This window comes from Acinetobacter sp. LipI_19 (genome assembly GCF_058242925.1).
Genome location: NZ_JBZAYK010000001.1, coordinates 571,556 through 590,317 on the forward strand (window position 1 = coordinate 571,556; position 18,762 = coordinate 590,317).

Here is an 18,762-nt window from a genome sequence, read left to right on the forward strand (position 1 = left end):
CGTTTATTCGCTACTTTGTTTTGACTTCGCGTACAGCGCCAAATTCATATTTATCAGGCCAATTACAAACATCTGACACAATACATTCATGGCATTTCGGTTTCCGTGCAATACAGCAATATCGCCCATGTAAAATTAACCAATGATGCGAGTCTATAATAAATTCTTTTGGAATCACTTTGATTAGACGATGCTCGACCTCAAGTACATTTTTTCCTACAGCAAGTCCAGTACGATTGCCAACTCGGAAGATATGCGTATCTACAGCCATTGTAGGCTGACCAAAGGCGGTATTCAGCACAACATTGGCAGTTTTGCGTCCTACACCGGGTAAAGCCTCTAAATCAGCACGATTATCTGGAACTTGGCTATTGTGCTTCTCAATCAGAATTTTACAGGCTTTAATCACATTTTCAGCTTTGGCATTATATAAACCAATGGTTTTAATATACTGTTTTAAACCGTCTACACCCAATGCATAAATCTGTTCAGGGGTATTGGCGACAGGAAATAACTTATCAGTGGCTTTGTTGACACTTATATCTGTGGCTTGAGCCGATAAAGTAACAGCAACAAGCAACTCAAATGGGTTTGAGTAATTGAGTTCTGTTTTCGGATTTGGGCGTTGCTCGCGTAATCTTTCAAAGAAAATCTGAATCTGCTTTTTGGTCATATTCTTTACAGTCATGATGCATCCTCTTGCAAAACAGATAACTGTTGAATCAATTCATTTAATTGATGTTGCTTATTTTCATCTGCTCGAACACTCAATTGTTTCTCTAATTTTTTAATTTGAGTTCGCAGCTTAGCCAATTGAATGGTGGTTTTAGCATCTGTAATAATTGGATTTTTTATTATGGGTTGGTTGATTTCAATTGTAGGTAAAGCCTGACTTTGCTGTGTTATTTGTGCAAAGAGTTCAGTGTCGATTTCTGCACGAACCACAGGGCCTTTACGATGGATGCGTAGCTTTTCTTCACGTTGAATATGGGCATAGTAACGACCACGTAAGTCATTTTGTTCTAAGAAACGTTGTTCGTCATTTGGAATAGGCTGGATGTCTTCAACTAAATCGATGCAATCTACTGGGCAAGGAGCAATACATAGTTCACACCCAGTGCATAAATCTGTAAGTATGGTATGCATTAGTTTACCAGAACCAATAATGGCATCTACAGGGCAAGCACTGATGCATTTGGTGCAACCGATACATTCATCTTCACGAATAATAGCTTTCATGCGTTGTGGGCGGCCATCGCTTTGAATTGGCCAGACACTTGGTTCAGCAACGAGTTTATTGCGATTGAGTATATCAGCAAGCGCATCTGCAACAGGTTGCCCACCTGGCACACATTTATTGGCTGCTTCACCTTTTTCTACAATAGATTTTGCATAAGGTAGACACCCATCACGGTGACCACAGAGTCCACATTGTGTTTGTGGCAAAATAGCATCTATTTGCTGAATGAAGGAAAGCGATGAATTCATGTGAATAAAACTTTAAAGAAAAATGAACAAATACTTGGTAAAAGCGAAGAATATTTTGCAATTTTAGCATGTTTTACAGTGAAAATCTTTGCTCTAATTTGGCGCTAAAAATGCGCTAATTTAGATCAAAATATTGAATAATTTTTGTTTAAAAACGCCAACAAATTGACATTTTATTTGGGGTTGATTAGAAATTATCATATTGAATTTAAATATTATTTGAAAAAACATTTGAAAAAAGGTTGTGGATTATATACAAAAGGGATTAAATACTTTGCGCCAAAATTTATCATTTTATTAAAAGGGTTGACCTTTTTTGTATCATTTTCTGCTGAGGAATGAGCGTTGAAATATAATAGCCTGAATGACTTTTTAAATTACGTTAAAGCACGTGATCCAAATCAACCAGAGTTTTTACAAGCTGTGGAAGAAGTTATGACCAGTTTGTGGCCATTTATTGAGAAAAACCCAGAGTATGCTGAGCACGGTTTGCTTGAACGTCTTGTTGAGCCAGAACGAGCGATTCAATTCCGGGTTTCATGGGTAGATGACAAGGGCCAAACTCAAGTTAACCGTGCTTTTCGTGTTCAATATAATTCTGCTATTGGTCCATTTAAAGGCGGCATGCGGTTTCACCCATCTGTAAACCTTTCTATTTTAAAATTTTTAGGTTTTGAGCAAACGTTTAAAAATGCTTTGACTACACTACCAATGGGTGGCGGTAAAGGTGGTTCTGATTTTGATCCGAAAGGCAAGTCAGACGGTGAGATCATGCGTTTTTGCCAAGCATTAATCATCGAACTATACCGTCATCTAGGTTCAAATACTGATATTCCAGCAGGGGATATTGGTGTGGGTGGCCGTGAAGTGGGTTACATGGCGGGTATGATGAAAAAGCTCAGTAACGACACTTCGTGTGTATTTACGGGTAAAGGTTCATCATTTGGTGGTTCTTTGGCTCGCCCAGAAGCAACTGGTTTTGGTACAGTTTATTTTGCTGAAGAAATGCTAAAAACTCGCGGTGAAAGCTTTAAAGATAAAACTGTGGTGATTTCAGGTTCGGGCAACGTTGCGCAGTTTGCTGCAGAAAAAGCTATTTATTTAGGCGCTAAAGTGGTTTCATTGTCTGACTCAAATGGCACGGTACATGTAAAAAATGGCTTTACCAATGAGCTTCTTGCTGAAGTGATGGAACTTAAGAACGTAAAACGTGGACGTATTTCTGAATTTGCTTCAAAACACGGTTTTGAATATTTAGAAGGTCAACGCCCTTGGTCAATTCAGTGTGATATTGCATTGCCATGTGCAACTCAAAATGAATTAAATGAAGAAGATGCAGATGTACTTCTTGCCAATGGTGTAATGTGTGTTGCTGAAGGTGCCAATATGCCTTCAACACTAGAAGCTGTAGAAAAATTTGTAGAAGCAAAAATTCTTTATGCGCCAGGTAAAGCGTCTAATGCAGGTGGTGTTGCCACCTCTGGCCTTGAAATGTCACAAAATTCGATTCGTTTAGGGTGGACATTTGAAGAAGTGGATGAGCGCCTACATGCGATTATGAAAGAAATTCACCGTAACTGTGTGAAGTATGGTACTCAAGCAGATGGCACAGTGAACTATGTAAATGGTGCAAATATTGCTGGTTTTGTAAAAGTTGCAGATGCAATGTTGGCGCAAGGCGTGTTCTAATTTCTGTTTGATTTTGAACTTAAAACCGATGCTTTTGCATCGGTTTTTTCTGAGCAATTAAAACAGTGACAAGCTTATTTTTTAGGAATCGTTTCAACAACTGAATCGAGCTCATATTGGTATTGAGACTGATCAGCGGCCGGATTGACAATTTCTGTGCGCTTGATCTTAATAATTTGAGTAGACTTTGAATTATGGGTAAAGCCGTCAATAGAATCATAAAAATAACTCGCTTCTTTTTCGCTATAATTTTTTTGACCAGTTTCGCTTATTGTCAATTCACGGACTAAAAAACAGGTTTGTGGTGCAACACCAGTACAGGGTCGAATTTCAGGACTGACTTCTAAAAAAATAATTTGTGGTTGAACTGTTGTATTTGAAATTTGGGTCTCTATATGTGCAGGCGTCGGAACTTTTTGAGTTGTAGATTCTTCGCTACATGCTATGACGAGCAACGGTAAGAGCAGTAAAATGCTTGATTTGTGATTCATAGTTTTACCTTTATCGATCTTCCTAAATTAAAAATGTGCTTTCATGCAATGACTATTGATTACTTAAGTTTCTATTATTGAGTGTTTAAATTCACTGTTATTTAACTATTGTGCAGTGTTTGGGGCTTTGCATCGATTAAAATTAAAAGGTAGACCTTAAGGTAGAAATGTTTTGATTATCTGGTTGAAAAAGCATGAAGCTGAATTAAATCTATATGTTTATAAGTAGCTAAAATGAAAAGCTGAAGTTGAACTTCAGCTTTTCTATACAATTATTTTAAAGTTTCACGTTCGATAATCATGTCTTGGACATAAGCGTATTTAGACTGATCAGCCGCTGGGTTTTTAATCTCATAACGTTTTACACGAACCACTTGACGTTCAGCAGGGCTATGAGTAAAGCCTTCGATATCGTCATAGAAATATGTCCAATCTTTATCTACTTGCGTTTTTACACCATTATCAGCATATTTGATTTCGCGTACTTGTAAGCACTGCATTTTTCTTACACCAGCAGAACATTCTTTGGTTTCTGGGCTGATTTCTAAGAAAATTGTTTCACCTTGGCTTTGGTATTTAGTTTCAGGTGTCATTTTACCAGTAAATACAACTTTACCGCCTGTCGCATTTACCAAGGTAAGCGTTGGGTTTTCAGTATTTGCTGTATCAAGTACAAATGCTGTTTTATTCGATTGGAACAATGCCGCAGCAAAACTTTCCTGTTTCATTAATTCAGGGGAACACATCATGTTTGTTGAGGCGATATTTCCTGTTACTAATAAACCATTCTCAACTTTAGCACTTGTCATTAGTCGGTTACAGCCAGTTGCAACATTTAAACGTTGGTCTGCAAAGTTAAGTACGATGGGTTGCTTGGTATCTGCTGGTTGATAAGACCATTGATAAGCATTTAATGTTTGCTCTGCATTACCTTGTTGTTGTAATACTTTCACTGCGGTATCACCCAATTTTTGAATATCGCCAGATTGGCAAGCCGCGAGGGCTAAAGGAAGTACAGCTAATGCTAAATATTTGAATTTCATATTCTATTCACGTTTTAAAAAACTATGCATAGGATAAACCATGAAACACTAAAAGATATGGATACAATTTATTAATTCGGTTTCAATATGTATCCATATAACTAAAAGTTAAACAATAATTAACAAATTTTTATTATTCCAACTAAATTTTGATCAATTAGGTTCTTTAGTCAAAACGATAAATATCCATACCTAGCGCACCCATTGAAAAACTACTGTGGACAATACTAAAGCGGTGACCAGTGCCCATTGCAAAGAACAGAGGTGCAAAGTGTTCAAGTGTTGGGTGATTCTTCTGTAGATAAGGAATGCTATCCCATTCCAATACAGCATCATAATTACTATGATTGAGTTTGCTCACCACATAATTTCTAAATGTAGATGCCCATTCCGGGACATTCTCATCTTTGCCGTTCCATGACAATTCTCTTAAATTGTGAGTGATGCTACCTGAACCAATCAATAAAATTTGTTTTTCACGGAGTGGGGCAAGTGCTTGACCAATTTGGTAGATTTGATCAGCATGCATATTCATAGGTAAAGAAATTTCAATGACTGGAATATCTGCCTCAGGGTACATATGTAATAAAGGCATCCATACGCCATGATCACGTGGTCGAGTACTATTTGCATGTGCAGGAAGATGTGCTTCAGCCAAGAGATGCAAAATTTCTTCCGCTAATTCAGGATTTCCTGGTGCGGGATAGCGAATCTCATACAGCGCTTGAGGAAAACCACGAAAGTCATGCCATGTTTCAGGGCGTACACCTGTATTGACTTCTAAAGCCTCACTTTCCCAATGGGCAGACATCACCACGATGGCTTGTGGTTTTGGCAAATTTAGACCAAGACGATGTAGAGCAGGACCGACTTGTTCAGGATCTAGCGCAAGCATGGGAGAGCCATGTGAAATGAATAAACCTGGGAGTGTTTGTAAGTTCATATCTTTGTGCCTAAATGATCATTAAATACAGCGTGAATTGCCCATTCTAGCTAAAATGTATGCTCTCAATAAGCCTTTTATTTCAACAGACTGTTTCATCAATGCAACTTTTGCCCAATTACATGACTAGCCTGCACGATGATACGGATGATTATGATTAATACTCATCGCACGATAAAGTTGTTCAATCAGCATAACCCGAACCAATGGATGGGGCAGAGTTAGTTTTGACAGTGACCAGTGCCAAGCAGCAGCTTTTCGCACGGCTTCAGAATGCCCATCTGGTCCGCCAATGGCCAGTGCAACATCATTACCTTCAAGCATCCAGCCTTTCATGGTTTCAGCCAGCTTTTCAGTACTAAATTCACGTCCGCCTACTTCAAGTGCAATCAATACTTCATTGTGTTTCAGTTGGCTGAGAATACTATCACCCTCAATTTGGCGATATTTTAAAATATCTGCTTCTGAATCATTTTTGCCACGCTTTGCCATCGGGAGTTCAATAATTTGCGTCTGTACAAAAGGTTGGATTCTTTTGAAGTAATCTTCAAAACCAGTTAATACCCAAGCAGGCATTTTTTGACCAATGGTCAGAATACGGATTTTCATATTAACAATTTCTAACGTGGTAATTGCATCATTATAGCGCGATATTGGTTATTCTCAGGCGTACAACAAGAACTGAATGTCTAACTGCTGTTTTTTTAAATTATAGCTATACCAACACGCTTTTAAATTGGATTTATACATGCAAATAGGTTATCCAAATTTTTTAAATTTAAATTATCTTTTCATTATATTGCTCAGCTGTGTGCTTTCAACATGGAGTGTAGCCGCAGAACAACGCTATGATCAGCAAGCTGAACCTGATCGTTTAAACAGTTATTTACAACAAGTGATTCACCCACAAGCGTTTCGAAATTATCAAAATATTCAAGAGCTCGATCGAGTTGCGGCTTTCATTAAACAACAACTTGAACAGTTTGCGATTCCTTGTGAATACCAGCCTTATCAAGTCAAAGGCAAAACTTATCGAAATGTAATATGTCACTTACAAATGGGGCACGCCAAAAAAGTGATTCTTGGTGCCCATTATGATGTTTATGGGAATTTCAAAGGTGCTGATGATAATGCTTCTGGTGTGGTGGGGCTGATTGAGACAGCGCGAATTTTGGCAGTCAATAAAGCCAGTCTTAAACAGAATGTTGATTTTGTCTTTTATACTTTGGAAGAACCTCCGTATTTCCGTACTGAACATATGGGGAGTTATATTCACGCACAATCCATTTTAAAACAAAAAGATCAAATTCAAGCGGTGTATATTTTGGAAATGATTGGATATTTTGACCATAAAAATGTTCAGGATTATCCATCCGGATTAGCTCTGTTTTATCCCAAACATGGAAATTTTATTGGCGCAGTGAGTAATTTCACTTCACGTGGATTGGGTGAAAAATATTGTGATGCCATGAAAGCGTTAAAACGCCTTGATTGTCAAAGATTGATAGCGCCATCATTTGTACAAGGCGTGGATTTCTCAGATCATTTGAATTATTGGCGTGTCGATATACCTGCTATTATGATCACAGATACGGCTTTTTTTAGAAATAAGCATTATCATACCCAAGACGATACTGTTGAAAAACTCAATTTAAATAAGATGGCAGAAGTCATTAATGGTGTGGTGTATACAGTTTTACAAGACTGATATTTTTCAATCAGGTTATATCATTTGCTATTTTGATCAAAGGAGAGCTTATGCAATACGGTGCAATGCAATTGCTCTCGATGTGGATTAAGGATCGGAAAATACAGAATCAATCGGTACATACCTTAGAAGCTTATTTCCGAGATGTGGCTAACTTTATTGACTTTTGCTATGACAAGCAGATGGAGTTAAAACAAGTCGAAGCTACTGATTTAAGAGAGTATGTGGCTTATCGTGTCGAAAAAGATCAGCTTTCGACCAGTAGTTTACAACGGCATTTAACTTCAATTCGTCAGTTTATGAAGTGGGCTAAACAGGGTGGTTATTTAGAAATCAATGCAGCTGATGATTTTCAGATAAAGCGGCAAGCTCGACCATTACCAGGGATGATTGATATTGAAACGGTCAATCAGATTATGGATCAGCCCGAGCCTGAAAAGCCTGGAGAAAAGCAGTTGTGGTTACGAGATAAAGCTATTTTGGAATTGCTCTATTCCAGTGGCTTACGCTTGGCGGAAGTGCAAAGTTTAACCATACGGGATATTGATTTTACCCGCCATTTATTGCGTATCACGGGTAAGGGGAATAAAACTCGAATTGTACCTTTTGGCTCTAAAGCGAGAGAGAGTCTGATTGAATGGTTAAAAATTTATCGAATCTGGCAGGGGGAGTTTAGCCCTGAGTCTTTGGTATTTATTACCCAACGCGGCACAAGTATTACCCCACGTCAGATTGAAAATCGAGTCAAATATCAAGCACTACGTGCAGGGGTAAATGTTGATTTACACCCACATTTATTGCGCCACTGTTTTGCCAGTCATATGTTATCCAATAGTGGAGATCTGCGTGCAGTGCAAGAAATGCTAGGACATAGCAATTTAAACACGACACAGATTTATACCCATGTCGATTTTGATCATCTGGCACAAGTCTATGATCAAGCGCATCCAAGAGCTGCTGCATCGAAAATAAAAGATTGACCTTGCATATAAGGCTTTATTAAGCGTTGATCTTTGTATTTTGTAATGAATATAGACCTGCTGAGAAGTACTGTTAGTTTTTGATAAAATGCACAGCGCTTAAACACATTTAGCACAGAAAAAAGTCGAATAGATAATTGTTTTTAAAAATGCTCTCATGTATATCTAGGTTTCGTATTTATTCAATACATTTCTATTGATTCAATTTTGCAGAAAAATTAGGTCTTTCAATGATCCCTGAACTTGAACAAAAATATAAGCAACTGACTGACGCTCAAAAAGAAATTTTTAAGGGCTATGGCTTACGTCAAATTAAACATTTTGTAGAATTCAGCCTTCCCAAAATTGAGGCAACGTTACCGCAAGAAGGAAAAGTATTGGGTATCAATGCTGAGGGTAAAGTTCAAGCTGTAAATACAGCAACTAATCAGACCTATTTATGGATATCAGACCAACAATGGCAAGCGGCCCAAACAGTGTCTAATCATATTGATTTAAAAGAAGACTTTATTGAGATTTGGCAAGTGCTGGAGCTCAAAAATCAAGATTTGATTGATTTAAGCCATATTCATCGTGATTTTTTAGCAAGCATGGCGAAATAGTTCAATACTCAAATTGAAAATCTTGTTTTTGGATTCGATAGAGCTTCTCTTCATGTAGTGGATGGTGCTCATCAAAATCAGGATGCAGAAAGTCATGAGAAAAGCTCATTCCAATTTTTTTCATGACATTTTGCGACGCAAAATTATGTTTAGATGTAAATGCAACAATTTCTTGAAAATTCAGTTCTTCAAATGCAAATCTTAGACAAGCTTGAGCTGCCTCAGTTGCATAGCCTTTATTCCAAAATTTTGGATCAAGCCGCCAGCCGATTTCTATACATGGTGAAAATTCAAATTTTGAGGGTTGTTGATGTAGTCCCACACATCCAATAAATTCTTGGGTTTCAATCAATTCAACAGCCCAAAGTCCCCAGCCTTTGATTTCTATTAAATATTTAATCTGATTTGCCAGTTCGTCACTTTGCTCACGATTTAAAATTTTTGGGAAAAATTGCATCACTTCAGGGTTTGCTGTGATTTTTGCAAATGCATCGTAATCAGAAGCTTGCCATTGTCGAAGTAAAAGACGATCTGTACATAATTCATAAATCATTTTTATTGAATATCCTGATTAAAGCACTACTTAAGTAGAAGAGGGGAGAATTTTTAGCGTATTACCTCAGTCAAATTTTCACCTATGATATATAATTTTACATCGTCTAAGATAATCCGCATATTGACCAGCGTTACAGCTTTGGATTTTGTATACGGTAAAGTACATGTTCAGCCAAAGCATGGTTTTTGTCTAAAACGGGATGCATAAAGTTCTCGACATAATCCATACCAAGTCGTTGCATTACTTTTTCCGAAGCTTGATTCAGTACAGTTGTGAACGAAACAACCTGTTCCAAAGCCAATTTTTCAAATGCAAACTTTAAACATTGCTGAGCGGCTTCCGTTGCATAACCTTGATGCCAATATTGCTGTGCCAAGCGCCAACCAATTTCAACACAAGGAGAGAAAGTAAATTTTTCCGCTTGATTGGCTAGACCCACAAAACCGATAAATTGCTGATTTTCTTTTAACTCAACCGCCCAAAATCCCCAACCATATTCAGTAATTGTGTTTTGAAATCGACCTGCCAAAAGGTCACTTTCATTTTTTGACAAGGCCGCTGGAAAATACCGCATAACATCTGGATCAGCATTTAAATCTGCAAAAACATCAAAATCACGAACTTGCCATTGTCTAAGAATAAGTCTAGGTGTTTCTAATTGAACGGGGGGAGTAAATGTTTTCATATTCACCTAATGCGTATTTTTGAATTATAAATCTTCAAGAGGTAGCTGAAAGCTTTGTTTAATGATTTGACTTGGGACATCGGTTTTTACACTGGTAATACCATTCTTCTTGGTCAAATGTGTCGACTGAAATTTACGGTAGCTTTCTAAATCGGGGACGACCACTTTTAACATCGCATCACATTCACCCAGAATAATATAACACTCCATGACCTGAGGCAGTTCTTTCATTGCTTCAATAAAGGTATCAATGGTTTCAGCATCTTGTCCTAACAGCCAGATTCTTGAGAATAGTATCAATTGAAATCCAATTTTTTGTGGATCCACTACTGTTGTATAGTTTTGGATGACTTTAGCTTCTTCTAAGAGCCGAATTCGTCTCAGACATGATGAGGGCGAGAGCCCAATCTCACGAGCCAAATCATTATTTTGGATTCGACCATTGGCTTGTAAAGCCCGAATGATATTTTTATCAATACGATCTAGTTTGATTAGAATAGTCTTAGATGAAATTTTCATAAATTAGAATTTAATTCGAAAAATAATCATTATTATAGAATATTTGAAATCCTATTTTAAGCATTTTAAAAGATACTGTTTTCTTCTCGCAGTCAAACTTCAGAAAGGGAAAAGAGATGTCTGTATTTGTACTTTTTGCCTTAACGGTACTTCCGTTAATTTTCACACCAGGACCAGATATGTTATTTATCCTGTCACAAGTGATAGGTAAAGATGCGAAAGCAGGCATGATGGCGACAATCGGTATTTGTTCTGGCTATCTGGTTCATTCGATTCTGGTTGCGCTTGGAATTGCTGCAATTATTGTTTCATTCCCAGTATTGTTTGAGACGATTCGATATTTGGGGATCGCCTATTTATTGTATTTGGCATTTCATTTGATTAAATCAGTATTTAGCCCAAAGGCATTACGTATTGAACAGAAAGCAGTTTCAAATCCTATTCGCAAAGGCTTTGTTACGGCATTGTTGAATCCAAAAGGCATGTTGATCTATTTTGCGATTTTGCCACAATTTATCGATAAATCAGGCAACACCGTGTTTCAAGGCTTGGCTTTGTCAGCAATTTTTATTGCTTTGATTTTCTTGGTGTATTGTGGTTTGAGTCTTTTGATTGCTCAATTGACCAAAAAGCAGCACATCAATGAGCGTAAGCAAAAATGGATTGATGGTGGTTCAGGGACTTTGTTGACTATTGCAGCCGCATGGTTATTGGTAAATTAATCCAAGCAGAAACAAACGGGTAATTCTGAAAAGAAGCCCGTTTTTGTATATTTAGTATTTTGTTACAAGTTTAATGCCAAAAAGTTCACAAATTTAATCAATAAACATACTTAGAAAAATTGCTGATTCTGTCTAAAATGACAGAGTGTAGCAGTATCGATGAACGGGTGGTGTCATCCCTTTGATTGATTGATAATTTATCTTAATTTTTTTGATTATTTATACAGAATCTATACAAATAATGTTATTTATCAATATATAAATATTGTCGAAATAGTAGCCTTATGTGTCTAAGTTAAAATATTTAGAAAAAATGTGAACTGTACGTTCAAGCTTTTTTATGACTTTTTACAGCAGTTTTGCGAATTGTGACTTGACCGAAATGCCAATCACATTGCAAGATAGGACACCTAAATAATTTTAAATGAAGCGTTATTATAACTCTTCTTAACATTTACTTTTGCTAAAACAGCCGAGGATTACATGAAGGCTCTTGTTGCTGTAAAACGTGTGGTTGATGCCAACGTTAAAGTTCGCGTTAAACCGGACAATAGTGGGGTAGACCTTACTAACGTTAAAATGTCAATTAACCCATTCGATGAAATCGCAGTTGAAGAAGCGGTTCGCTTAAAAGAAAAAGGAACAGTTTCAGAAATCGTTGTTGTTTCTATTGGACCAAAAGAAGCGCAAGAACAAATTCGTTCTGCTATGGCGCTTGGTGCAGATCGCGGTATTTTAGTTGAGGCTGATGACAGTCAACTTGGCGCTTTAGAAGTTGCTAAAATCCTAAAAGCTGTTGTTGAACAAGAACAACCACAACTTGTGCTTTTAGGTAAGCAAGCAATTGATGACGACTCTAACCAAGTTGGTCAAATGTTGGGGGCTTTACTTGGCGCTGGTCAAGGTACATTTGCTTCTGTAGTAACTGTAAATGGCGATAAAGTTCAAGTAACTCGTGAAGTTGACGGCGGTTTACAAACTGTTGAGTTAAATACTCCAGCGATCATTACCACTGACTTACGTTTGAATGAGCCACGTTATGCTGCGCTTCCAAACATTATGAAAGCACGTAAAAAGCCACTTGATACGAAAACTCCTGCAGATTTCGGTGTTACAGCAACTTCTAAACTTAAAACAGTTAAAGTTGAACCACCTGCAGAGCGTAAAGCTGGTGTACAAGTGAAGTCTGTAGACGAGCTTGTTGAAAAACTTAAAAATGAAGCGAAAGTGATCTAATACAGAAGGATAAAATCATGAGTATTTTAGTTATCGCTGAGCACGACAATAAGACACTTAACGGTGCAACTTTAAACGTTGTTGCTGCGGCTCAAAAAATCGGTGGTGATATCACTGTATTGGTTGCAGGTTCTGGTGCTCAAGCAGTTGCAGATGCTGCTGCGAAAGTTGCTGGTGTAAGCAAAGTTTTGCTTGCTGACGATGCAGCTTATGCAAACCAATTGGCTGAAAACGTAGCGAAACTTGTTGCTGAATTAGGTAAAGGTTATTCACATATCCTTGCTGCTTCAACAACAACAGGTAAGAACATCTTGCCACGCGCTGCTGCACTTTTAGACTCAAGCATGATCACTGACATCATTGCTGTTGAAGGTCCTAAAACTTTCAAACGTCCAATTTATGCAGGTAATGCAATTGCTACAGTTCAATCTGACGAAGCAATTGTTCTTGCAACTGTACGTGGTACAGCTTTTGATCCTGTTGCTGCTGAAGGCGGTTCAGCTGCAGTTGAATCAGCGGCTTCTACAGGTGATGCAGGTATTTCTAAGTTCATTTCTGAAGAAATTGTGAAATCAGAACGTCCTGAATTAACTGCTGCGCGTATCGTTGTATCGGGTGGTCGTGGTGTTGGTTCTGGTGAGAACTATCATAAAGTACTTGACCCACTTGCTGACAAGCTGAGTGCAGCTCAAGGTGCTTCACGTGCTGCGGTTGATGCTGGCTTCGTTCCTAACGATATGCAAGTTGGTCAAACTGGTAAAATCGTTGCGCCTGATCTCTACATCGCTGTAGGTATTTCTGGTGCGATCCAGCATTTGGCAGGTATGAAAGATTCTAAAGTGATTGTTGCAATCAACAAAGATGAAGAAGCACCAATCAATGCTGTAGCTGACTACTGGTTAGTTGGTGATTTGAATACTGTTGTTCCTGAATTAGTTTCTAAGCTTTAATTCTCGAATTAAGTTTCAAAAAACGCGCTTAGGATTTCCTAAGTGCGTTTTTTTTTCAAATTTATTGATTAAATAGATGGATTGTATGTGCGGATAAATAAAGTCGTGGTGGTGGGTTATTCTCTATGCTAATAAAGAAACTCTGAGTAGCTTCTCTCATAAGACCTTTTTTTATAGTGTAAATCAATTTAAAAGCTCCTTTATGGTCATTTTTCCCATAGGTATAAGGAACCTTGCAAAACTAATACGATTCAAGCTACATGATCTTTTCTTGATTTATAAAAGGGATTTTTAAACATAAGGTATCATAAAATAAAAACAGTGATCAAAAATGCTATTTTCATTTTTTCTGATATTAATTCTTACGTCTAAAGTACTGTAATTTGAGTGGTTATTTTATCTATAATTAATTGATATAAATAGATAAGTTTTTTAAGGAATATTGCGAGAGAGAATGAGTAGATAAATGCCTTGAAGTCTAATTTTAAACCCTATAAGATCAAATGATAAACATAATTAAATTTTCAATCGTATACTGACAACATGCAGAAAATTCCAGTTTAAATCAGTTGTTACAGACACAAACATATCCTTTAACTCTGTAGCTGTTTTTTACCATTTTTTTAATTCTATATTTGTTGGCGCATTAGACTGGCTGATTCTGTCATTTTAGACGCTGTGTTTTTCCATTACTGCTCAATTCCATATCATCTCACCTAGAATAGCTATAAATATGAAGTGTCCCAAATGTTACGCTGAGAATATCAATGAAGCCATGAAATGTGGTATTTGTGGTACTCGTTTAAAACATGTTAAACAGACTAACGATTTAACAGGCAATAGTAATGTTGAATTTTCTGTACGCCGTGAAAATAAGCAGGGACAGTCAAATCCCACGCATAATATAAAACCTCGACAGACTCCGCCGAACAATGAAACAGAAAGCAATCAGCATGCTTCTGTAGGAGATAAGGCGAGTGCATTACTTGAATCATGGCAGCAGAAAGTTGCACATACTCAAAGAGAGTCTCAGAATCAGCCTAAAAAGAAAAATTTTAAAATTGTCTGGATACTTTTAGCTGTATTTTTGTTTGGTCCGGCAGTGCTTGGGGTTATTTCAAGTGTCGTTATTCCTATCGTGATGTCTGTAATTGGGGCATCCAATCAAGATGAGGCTGCGATCACAAATGAAGCACTTCCTGCAAGCGAAGAGGTGGTGTCTAATGAATATCAAGCGCGTTATTTTGATATGCAAGCTTATCAAGCGCGCTTAACAGAGTATTATGATGTCAAGCATCGTTTTGCAACGAGCCTAAAAGATATTGAAAAGTTTGAACAGACTCAGTTTAGTGATTTTATTTTTGATCAAATTGAAATTACACAGCAAGGAGTTCTAGTGGGTAAATTCACTGATACTCCTGCAAGTCGAATATATATGGTTCCACAGCTTGAAAATAATAAAATTCATGATTGGCAATGTTATCGTGTAGCAATCAGTGATGATTTGCTGCAACACTGTGAATTGATTCAGGCAGATCCATATAAATGATAGAAATTCACAAAACTCTATATTTGGAAGTGTTTAGATTTTTCTGATCAGTGGAGTTAGACTCCGTATTGCTTTGCTCATATTTTTTGCCATATTGGATTTTATAGGGCAATTTTCAAGTTTGAGTTTTTTAATCGATCCGAAGCAAAACTGTTTGATGTGATTTATTTTTTACTAATAAACATAACAAAAATAGTCAATGAAGCACATCATTGGGTATGATTGGATAGAAAAAATCTAGGTTTCGAGATAAAAATACCCATTCATTTATAAATTTAACGATGCTTAATTGAGTGGACAATCAGGCGTTTTTTTATTGTCAATAAATCGTTAAAATTGTTTAAAAATACTACAAAAAATCATGATTATAGTGTGGTTGGATAGGCACAAAATCGCTTGGTTTTATGCTATACTGTGCGACTGAATTTTAGATTTTGGCTCAACGCTTTTTGAGCTAAATTTTGACTAGCTAGATTATATAAATGAGCAGTAGCAGTTTGCACTGTTTGTAATAAGGAGTATGCATGAGCGTATCGGAAATTAGACCGATTGCCATTGAGGATGAACTAAAAAGCTCATATCTCGATTATGCCATGAGTGTTATTGTATCTCGTGCATTACCAGACGTGAGAGATGGTTTAAAACCTGTTCATCGTCGTGTGCTGTTCGCTATGCACGAGTTAGGCAACGACTATAACAAAGCCTATAAAAAATCTGCACGTGTTGTTGGTGACGTAATCGGTAAATATCACCCACATGGTGATTCAGCTGTTTATGAAACAATTGTTCGTATGGCTCAAGATTTTAGTCTACGTTATCAATTGGTGGATGGTCAGGGTAACTTTGGTTCTGTCGATGGTGACAGCGCAGCAGCAATGCGTTATACCGAAGTGCGTATGCGTAAGCTCACCCATGAAATGTTAGCTGACTTGGAAAAAGATACAGTCGAGTGGGAAGATAACTACGATGGCTCTGAGCGTATTCCTCAGGTTATGCCAACACGTATTCCTAACTTACTGATCAATGGTGTGACAGGTATTGCTGTCGGTATGGCGACCAACATGGCGCCACACAACATGACAGAAGTAGTTAATGCATGTTTGGCTTATGCAAATAATCCAAACATCTCAATTGAAGGGTTGATGGAATATATTTCTGGTCCAGATTTCCCTACAGGCGGCATTATCTATGGTAAATCAGGAATTGTAGATGCTTACCGTACGGGTAAAGGTCGTTTGCATATTCGTGGTAAATACCATTTTGAAGAAGATCAAAAAACTGGTCGTACGACGATTGTTTTCACTGAAATTCCTTATCAGGTCAATAAAGCAAGAACCATTGAACGTATTGCTGAATTGGTCAAAGAGAAAAAACTTGAAGGTATTTCAGAACTTCGAGACGAATCTGATAAAGACGGGATGCGTATTGCAATTGACTTAAAGCGTGGCGAAAACGCTGAAGTTATTGTTAATAACTTATTTTTAAATACTCAACTTGAAAATTCATTCAGTATCAACATGGTTTGCTTGGATAATGGCCAACCTAAACTGATGAATTTAAAAGACATCATTGCGGCATTTATTCGTCACCGTCAAGAAGTGGTGACGCGCCGTACCATGTTTGAATTACGTAAAGCGCGTGAACGTGGTCATATCTTAGAAGGTTTGACTGTTGCTTTAGCCAATATTGATGAAATCATCGAAACCATTAAGACTTCTGCGAATCCAGCTGAAGCACGTGAGCGTTTACTTGCTGGCGAATGGGCGGGTGGAAATGTTGTTGCATTGCTAGAAAAAGCGGGTGCAATTTCAGTTCGCCCAGATGAGATTGAAGGTGAAGATCCAAGTCGTCCATTTGGTTTAGACGGTCAGCTTTATCGTTTATCTCCAGCTCAAGTTGGTGCAATTTTAGAATTACGTTTACATCGTTTAACAGGGCTTGAACAAGATAAATTACAAGCTGAATATTCTGAAATTTTAGCTCAAATTGCTGAACTTACCGCAATTTTAAATGACTTCAATCTTTTGATGAATGTGATTCGTGAAGAACTTGCATTGGTTCTTCAACAATATGGCGATGCACGTAAAACGGATATTGTTGAATCACGTATTGATTTCTCTCGTGAAGATTTGATTCCAGAAGAGCAAGTTGTTTTAACTGTTTCAAAAACAGGGTATGCAAAAACGCAACCATTGTCTGATTATGCTGCACAGCGCCGTGGTGGACGTGGTAAATCTGCAACTTCGATGAAAGAAGACGATTATATTCAACATTTAATTGTGACATCGAACCATGCAACTGTATTGTGCTTTACCAATGTAGGTAAAGTTTATCGCTTAAGAGTATTTGAAGTACCTCAAGCGTCACGTGGTGCAAAAGGTCGCCCAATGGTGAACTTATTACCACTGGATGCAGAAGAGACCATTACAGCGATTCTTCCTGTTATCGATGCACCGAAGAAATTTACAGAGCGTTTAACAGAGTTTAGAACTTTTGTCCGTGCCAACGTTGCTCAACTGCGTCAAAATACAATTATCGACTCACATTATGAAGCACTAAAAGCTGCGTTTGCAGAGCTTGGTGAAAATCCAGATGACTTATCAGATGCTTTACGTAAGCAACTCAAAGAAATTGGTATTGAACTTTCTGCTTCTGATCTTGATGATGAGTTAATCGCTGAATTTGCTGAACGTGTAGAAAGTGTTCGTAAAAACTTCTATGTATTTATGGCAACAGCATCAGGTACAGTAAAACGTGTTGAATTAGAGCAGTTTGGTAATGTTCGTTCAAATGGTTTACGTGCGATTGAGTTGAAAGAAGAAGATACTTTAATTGGTGTTGCAATTACTGATGGCGAACAGCAAATCATGTTGTTCTCGAATGAAGGTAAAGCAATCCGTTTCTCTGAAACTGATGCTCGTGTGATGGGTCGTACTGCGAAAGGTGTTCGTGGTATGCGTGTGGCATTGGCTGCGGCACAAACAGAAGAAGATGTTGAAGTTGATGTGGATTCAGATGATGAAGATACTATAGATTCGAATACCAATGTGGTTAGCCGAATCGTTTCGTTAGTTGTTGTACCAGAAACTGGCGAAGTATTATGTGCTTCTGCAAATGGTTATGGTAAACGTACACCAGTAGATGACTTCCCAACTAAAAAACGTGGTGGTAAAGGTGTTATTGCAATTAAAACATCTGAACGTAATGGTGAGTTAGTGGGTGCTGTTGCCATCGATGAATCTAAAGAATTAATGTTGATTTCTGATGGTGGAACACTGGTTCGTACCCGTGCTTCTGAAGTAGCGAGAACAGGTCGTAATGCCCAAGGTGTTCGTTTGATCCGCTTAGGTAATGAAGAAGTCTTGGTCGGTGTGGTTGCGGTTGAAGCTGTCGAAGCTGATGATGAGATTATCGATCAGTTAGACGCGATCGAAGGCGAGACTGCTTTAGATTCAGAGAATTTAATTGATTCTGAAAAATTAGTTGATGATGAAACTGTTATGGATGAAGGTGAAACTGAGTCTGATAATACTGAATCTGACGAGTAATTTTTAGAGAAATAAAAAGAGCGCTTAGGCGCTCTTTTTTTGTATTCTGATCA

18 protein-coding genes are annotated in these 18,762 nt (G+C 37.6%); 9 read left to right on the forward strand and 9 right to left on the reverse strand.

The genetic code is table 11. The features are described from left to right. Nucleotides 1-10 precede the first annotated feature (10 nt). Together nth and AC4CVF_RS02765 are read right to left on the reverse strand one after the other, a co-directional pair. Nucleotides 11-688, reverse strand: coding sequence for an endonuclease III (gene nth / locus AC4CVF_RS02760; RefSeq protein WP_336951781.1), 678 nt, complete (start codon nucleotides 686-688; stop codon nucleotides 11-13). Next, complete coding sequence (locus AC4CVF_RS02765) at nucleotides 685-1,488, reverse strand: RnfABCDGE type electron transport complex subunit B (RefSeq protein ID WP_490788849.1); 804 nt, start codon at nucleotides 1,486-1,488, stop codon at nucleotides 685-687. The genes nth and AC4CVF_RS02765 overlap by 4 nt, the downstream gene beginning before the upstream one ends. 345 nt (nucleotides 1,489-1,833) lie before the next feature. Here AC4CVF_RS02765 and gdhA point away from each other — a divergent pair, with 345 nt between their 5' ends. Continuing rightward, nucleotides 1,834-3,177, forward strand: coding sequence for an NADP-specific glutamate dehydrogenase (gene gdhA / locus AC4CVF_RS02770; RefSeq protein WP_490788850.1), 1,344 nt, complete (start codon nucleotides 1,834-1,836; stop codon nucleotides 3,175-3,177). 74 nt (nucleotides 3,178-3,251) lie between these two features. Here gdhA and AC4CVF_RS02775 read toward each other — a convergent pair whose 3' ends face one another. From AC4CVF_RS02775 to rlmH, 4 genes are all read right to left on the reverse strand, one after another. Continuing rightward, on the reverse strand, nucleotides 3,252-3,668 hold the full coding sequence (locus tag AC4CVF_RS02775; RefSeq protein WP_483770777.1) for a DUF4377 domain-containing protein: 417 nt from the start codon (nucleotides 3,666-3,668) through the stop codon (nucleotides 3,252-3,254). A gap of 272 nt (nucleotides 3,669-3,940) precedes the next feature. Next, entirely contained in the window at nucleotides 3,941-4,711 is a 771-nt protein-coding gene (locus tag AC4CVF_RS02780; RefSeq protein ID WP_336951777.1) for a DUF4377 domain-containing protein, read from the reverse strand. Nucleotides 4,712-4,877: 166 nt separating this feature from the next. Beyond that, nucleotides 4,878-5,654, reverse strand: a complete 777-nt coding sequence (locus AC4CVF_RS02785) for a dioxygenase family protein (protein ID WP_004717246.1) — start codon at nucleotides 5,652-5,654, stop codon at nucleotides 4,878-4,880. Nucleotides 5,655-5,780: 126 nt separating this feature from the next. Further along, nucleotides 5,781-6,263: a 23S rRNA (pseudouridine(1915)-N(3))-methyltransferase RlmH gene (rlmH, locus tag AC4CVF_RS02790; RefSeq protein ID WP_336951776.1), complete on the reverse strand. Its 483-nt coding sequence runs from the start codon at nucleotides 6,261-6,263 to the stop codon at nucleotides 5,781-5,783. Between the two features lie 139 nt (nucleotides 6,264-6,402). Here rlmH and AC4CVF_RS02795 point away from each other — a divergent pair, with 139 nt between their 5' ends. The 3 genes from AC4CVF_RS02795 (at nucleotide 6,403) to AC4CVF_RS02805 (ending at nucleotide 8,944) form a co-directional block, all read left to right on the forward strand. After that, on the forward strand, nucleotides 6,403-7,362 hold the full coding sequence (locus tag AC4CVF_RS02795; RefSeq protein WP_490788851.1) for a M28 family peptidase: 960 nt from the start codon (nucleotides 6,403-6,405) through the stop codon (nucleotides 7,360-7,362). Nucleotides 7,363-7,442: 80 nt separating this feature from the next. Next, nucleotides 7,443-8,342 carry a tyrosine recombinase XerC gene (locus tag AC4CVF_RS02800; RefSeq protein ID WP_490789907.1) on the forward strand — a complete coding sequence of 300 codons (900 nt, stop codon included), beginning with the start codon at nucleotides 7,443-7,445 and terminating at the stop codon, nucleotides 8,340-8,342. Between the two features lie 230 nt (nucleotides 8,343-8,572). Beyond that, nucleotides 8,573-8,944 carry a hypothetical protein gene (locus AC4CVF_RS02805; protein WP_004717237.1) on the forward strand — a complete coding sequence of 124 codons (372 nt, stop codon included), beginning with the start codon at nucleotides 8,573-8,575 and terminating at the stop codon, nucleotides 8,942-8,944. A 1-nt stretch (nucleotide 8,945) separates the two neighbouring features. Here AC4CVF_RS02805 and AC4CVF_RS02810 read toward each other — a convergent pair whose 3' ends face one another. The 3 genes from AC4CVF_RS02810 to AC4CVF_RS02820 form a co-directional block, all read right to left on the reverse strand. Next, complete coding sequence (locus tag AC4CVF_RS02810) at nucleotides 8,946-9,497, reverse strand: GNAT family N-acetyltransferase (RefSeq protein ID WP_336951774.1); 552 nt, start codon at nucleotides 9,495-9,497, stop codon at nucleotides 8,946-8,948. A 133-nt stretch (nucleotides 9,498-9,630) separates the two neighbouring features. Beyond that, complete coding sequence (locus tag AC4CVF_RS02815) at nucleotides 9,631-10,185, reverse strand: GNAT family N-acetyltransferase (RefSeq protein WP_490788852.1); 555 nt, start codon at nucleotides 10,183-10,185, stop codon at nucleotides 9,631-9,633. 24 nt (nucleotides 10,186-10,209) lie between these two features. Beyond that, nucleotides 10,210-10,704: an Lrp/AsnC family transcriptional regulator gene (locus tag AC4CVF_RS02820; protein WP_336951772.1), complete on the reverse strand. Its 495-nt coding sequence runs from the start codon at nucleotides 10,702-10,704 to the stop codon at nucleotides 10,210-10,212. A 116-nt stretch (nucleotides 10,705-10,820) separates the two neighbouring features. Between AC4CVF_RS02820 and AC4CVF_RS02825 the strand changes: the two genes are divergently transcribed. The 5 genes from AC4CVF_RS02825 to gyrA all read left to right on the forward strand — a co-directional run bounded on the left by AC4CVF_RS02825 (nucleotide 10,821) and on the right by gyrA (nucleotide 18,709). Next, nucleotides 10,821-11,426 (forward strand): LysE family translocator, encoded by a 606-nt coding sequence (locus AC4CVF_RS02825; protein WP_419327160.1) that lies wholly within the window; start codon nucleotides 10,821-10,823, stop codon nucleotides 11,424-11,426. A 483-nt stretch (nucleotides 11,427-11,909) separates the two neighbouring features. Continuing rightward, nucleotides 11,910-12,662 carry an electron transfer flavoprotein subunit beta/FixA family protein gene (locus AC4CVF_RS02830; RefSeq protein ID WP_004823176.1) on the forward strand — a complete coding sequence of 251 codons (753 nt, stop codon included), beginning with the start codon at nucleotides 11,910-11,912 and terminating at the stop codon, nucleotides 12,660-12,662. Between the two features lie 17 nt (nucleotides 12,663-12,679). Then, nucleotides 12,680-13,612, forward strand: coding sequence for an FAD-binding protein (locus AC4CVF_RS02835; RefSeq protein WP_004717227.1), 933 nt, complete (start codon nucleotides 12,680-12,682; stop codon nucleotides 13,610-13,612). A gap of 733 nt (nucleotides 13,613-14,345) precedes the next feature. After that, on the forward strand, nucleotides 14,346-15,161 hold the full coding sequence (locus AC4CVF_RS02840; protein WP_490788853.1) for a zinc ribbon domain-containing protein: 816 nt from the start codon (nucleotides 14,346-14,348) through the stop codon (nucleotides 15,159-15,161). Nucleotides 15,162-15,685: 524 nt separating this feature from the next. Then, the gene (gene gyrA / locus AC4CVF_RS02845) at nucleotides 15,686-18,709 is read left to right on the forward strand and encodes a DNA gyrase subunit A (protein ID WP_483770779.1); all 3,024 of its coding nucleotides are present in this window, start codon (nucleotides 15,686-15,688) and stop codon (nucleotides 18,707-18,709) included. The last annotated feature ends 53 nt before the right edge of the window (nucleotides 18,710-18,762 follow it).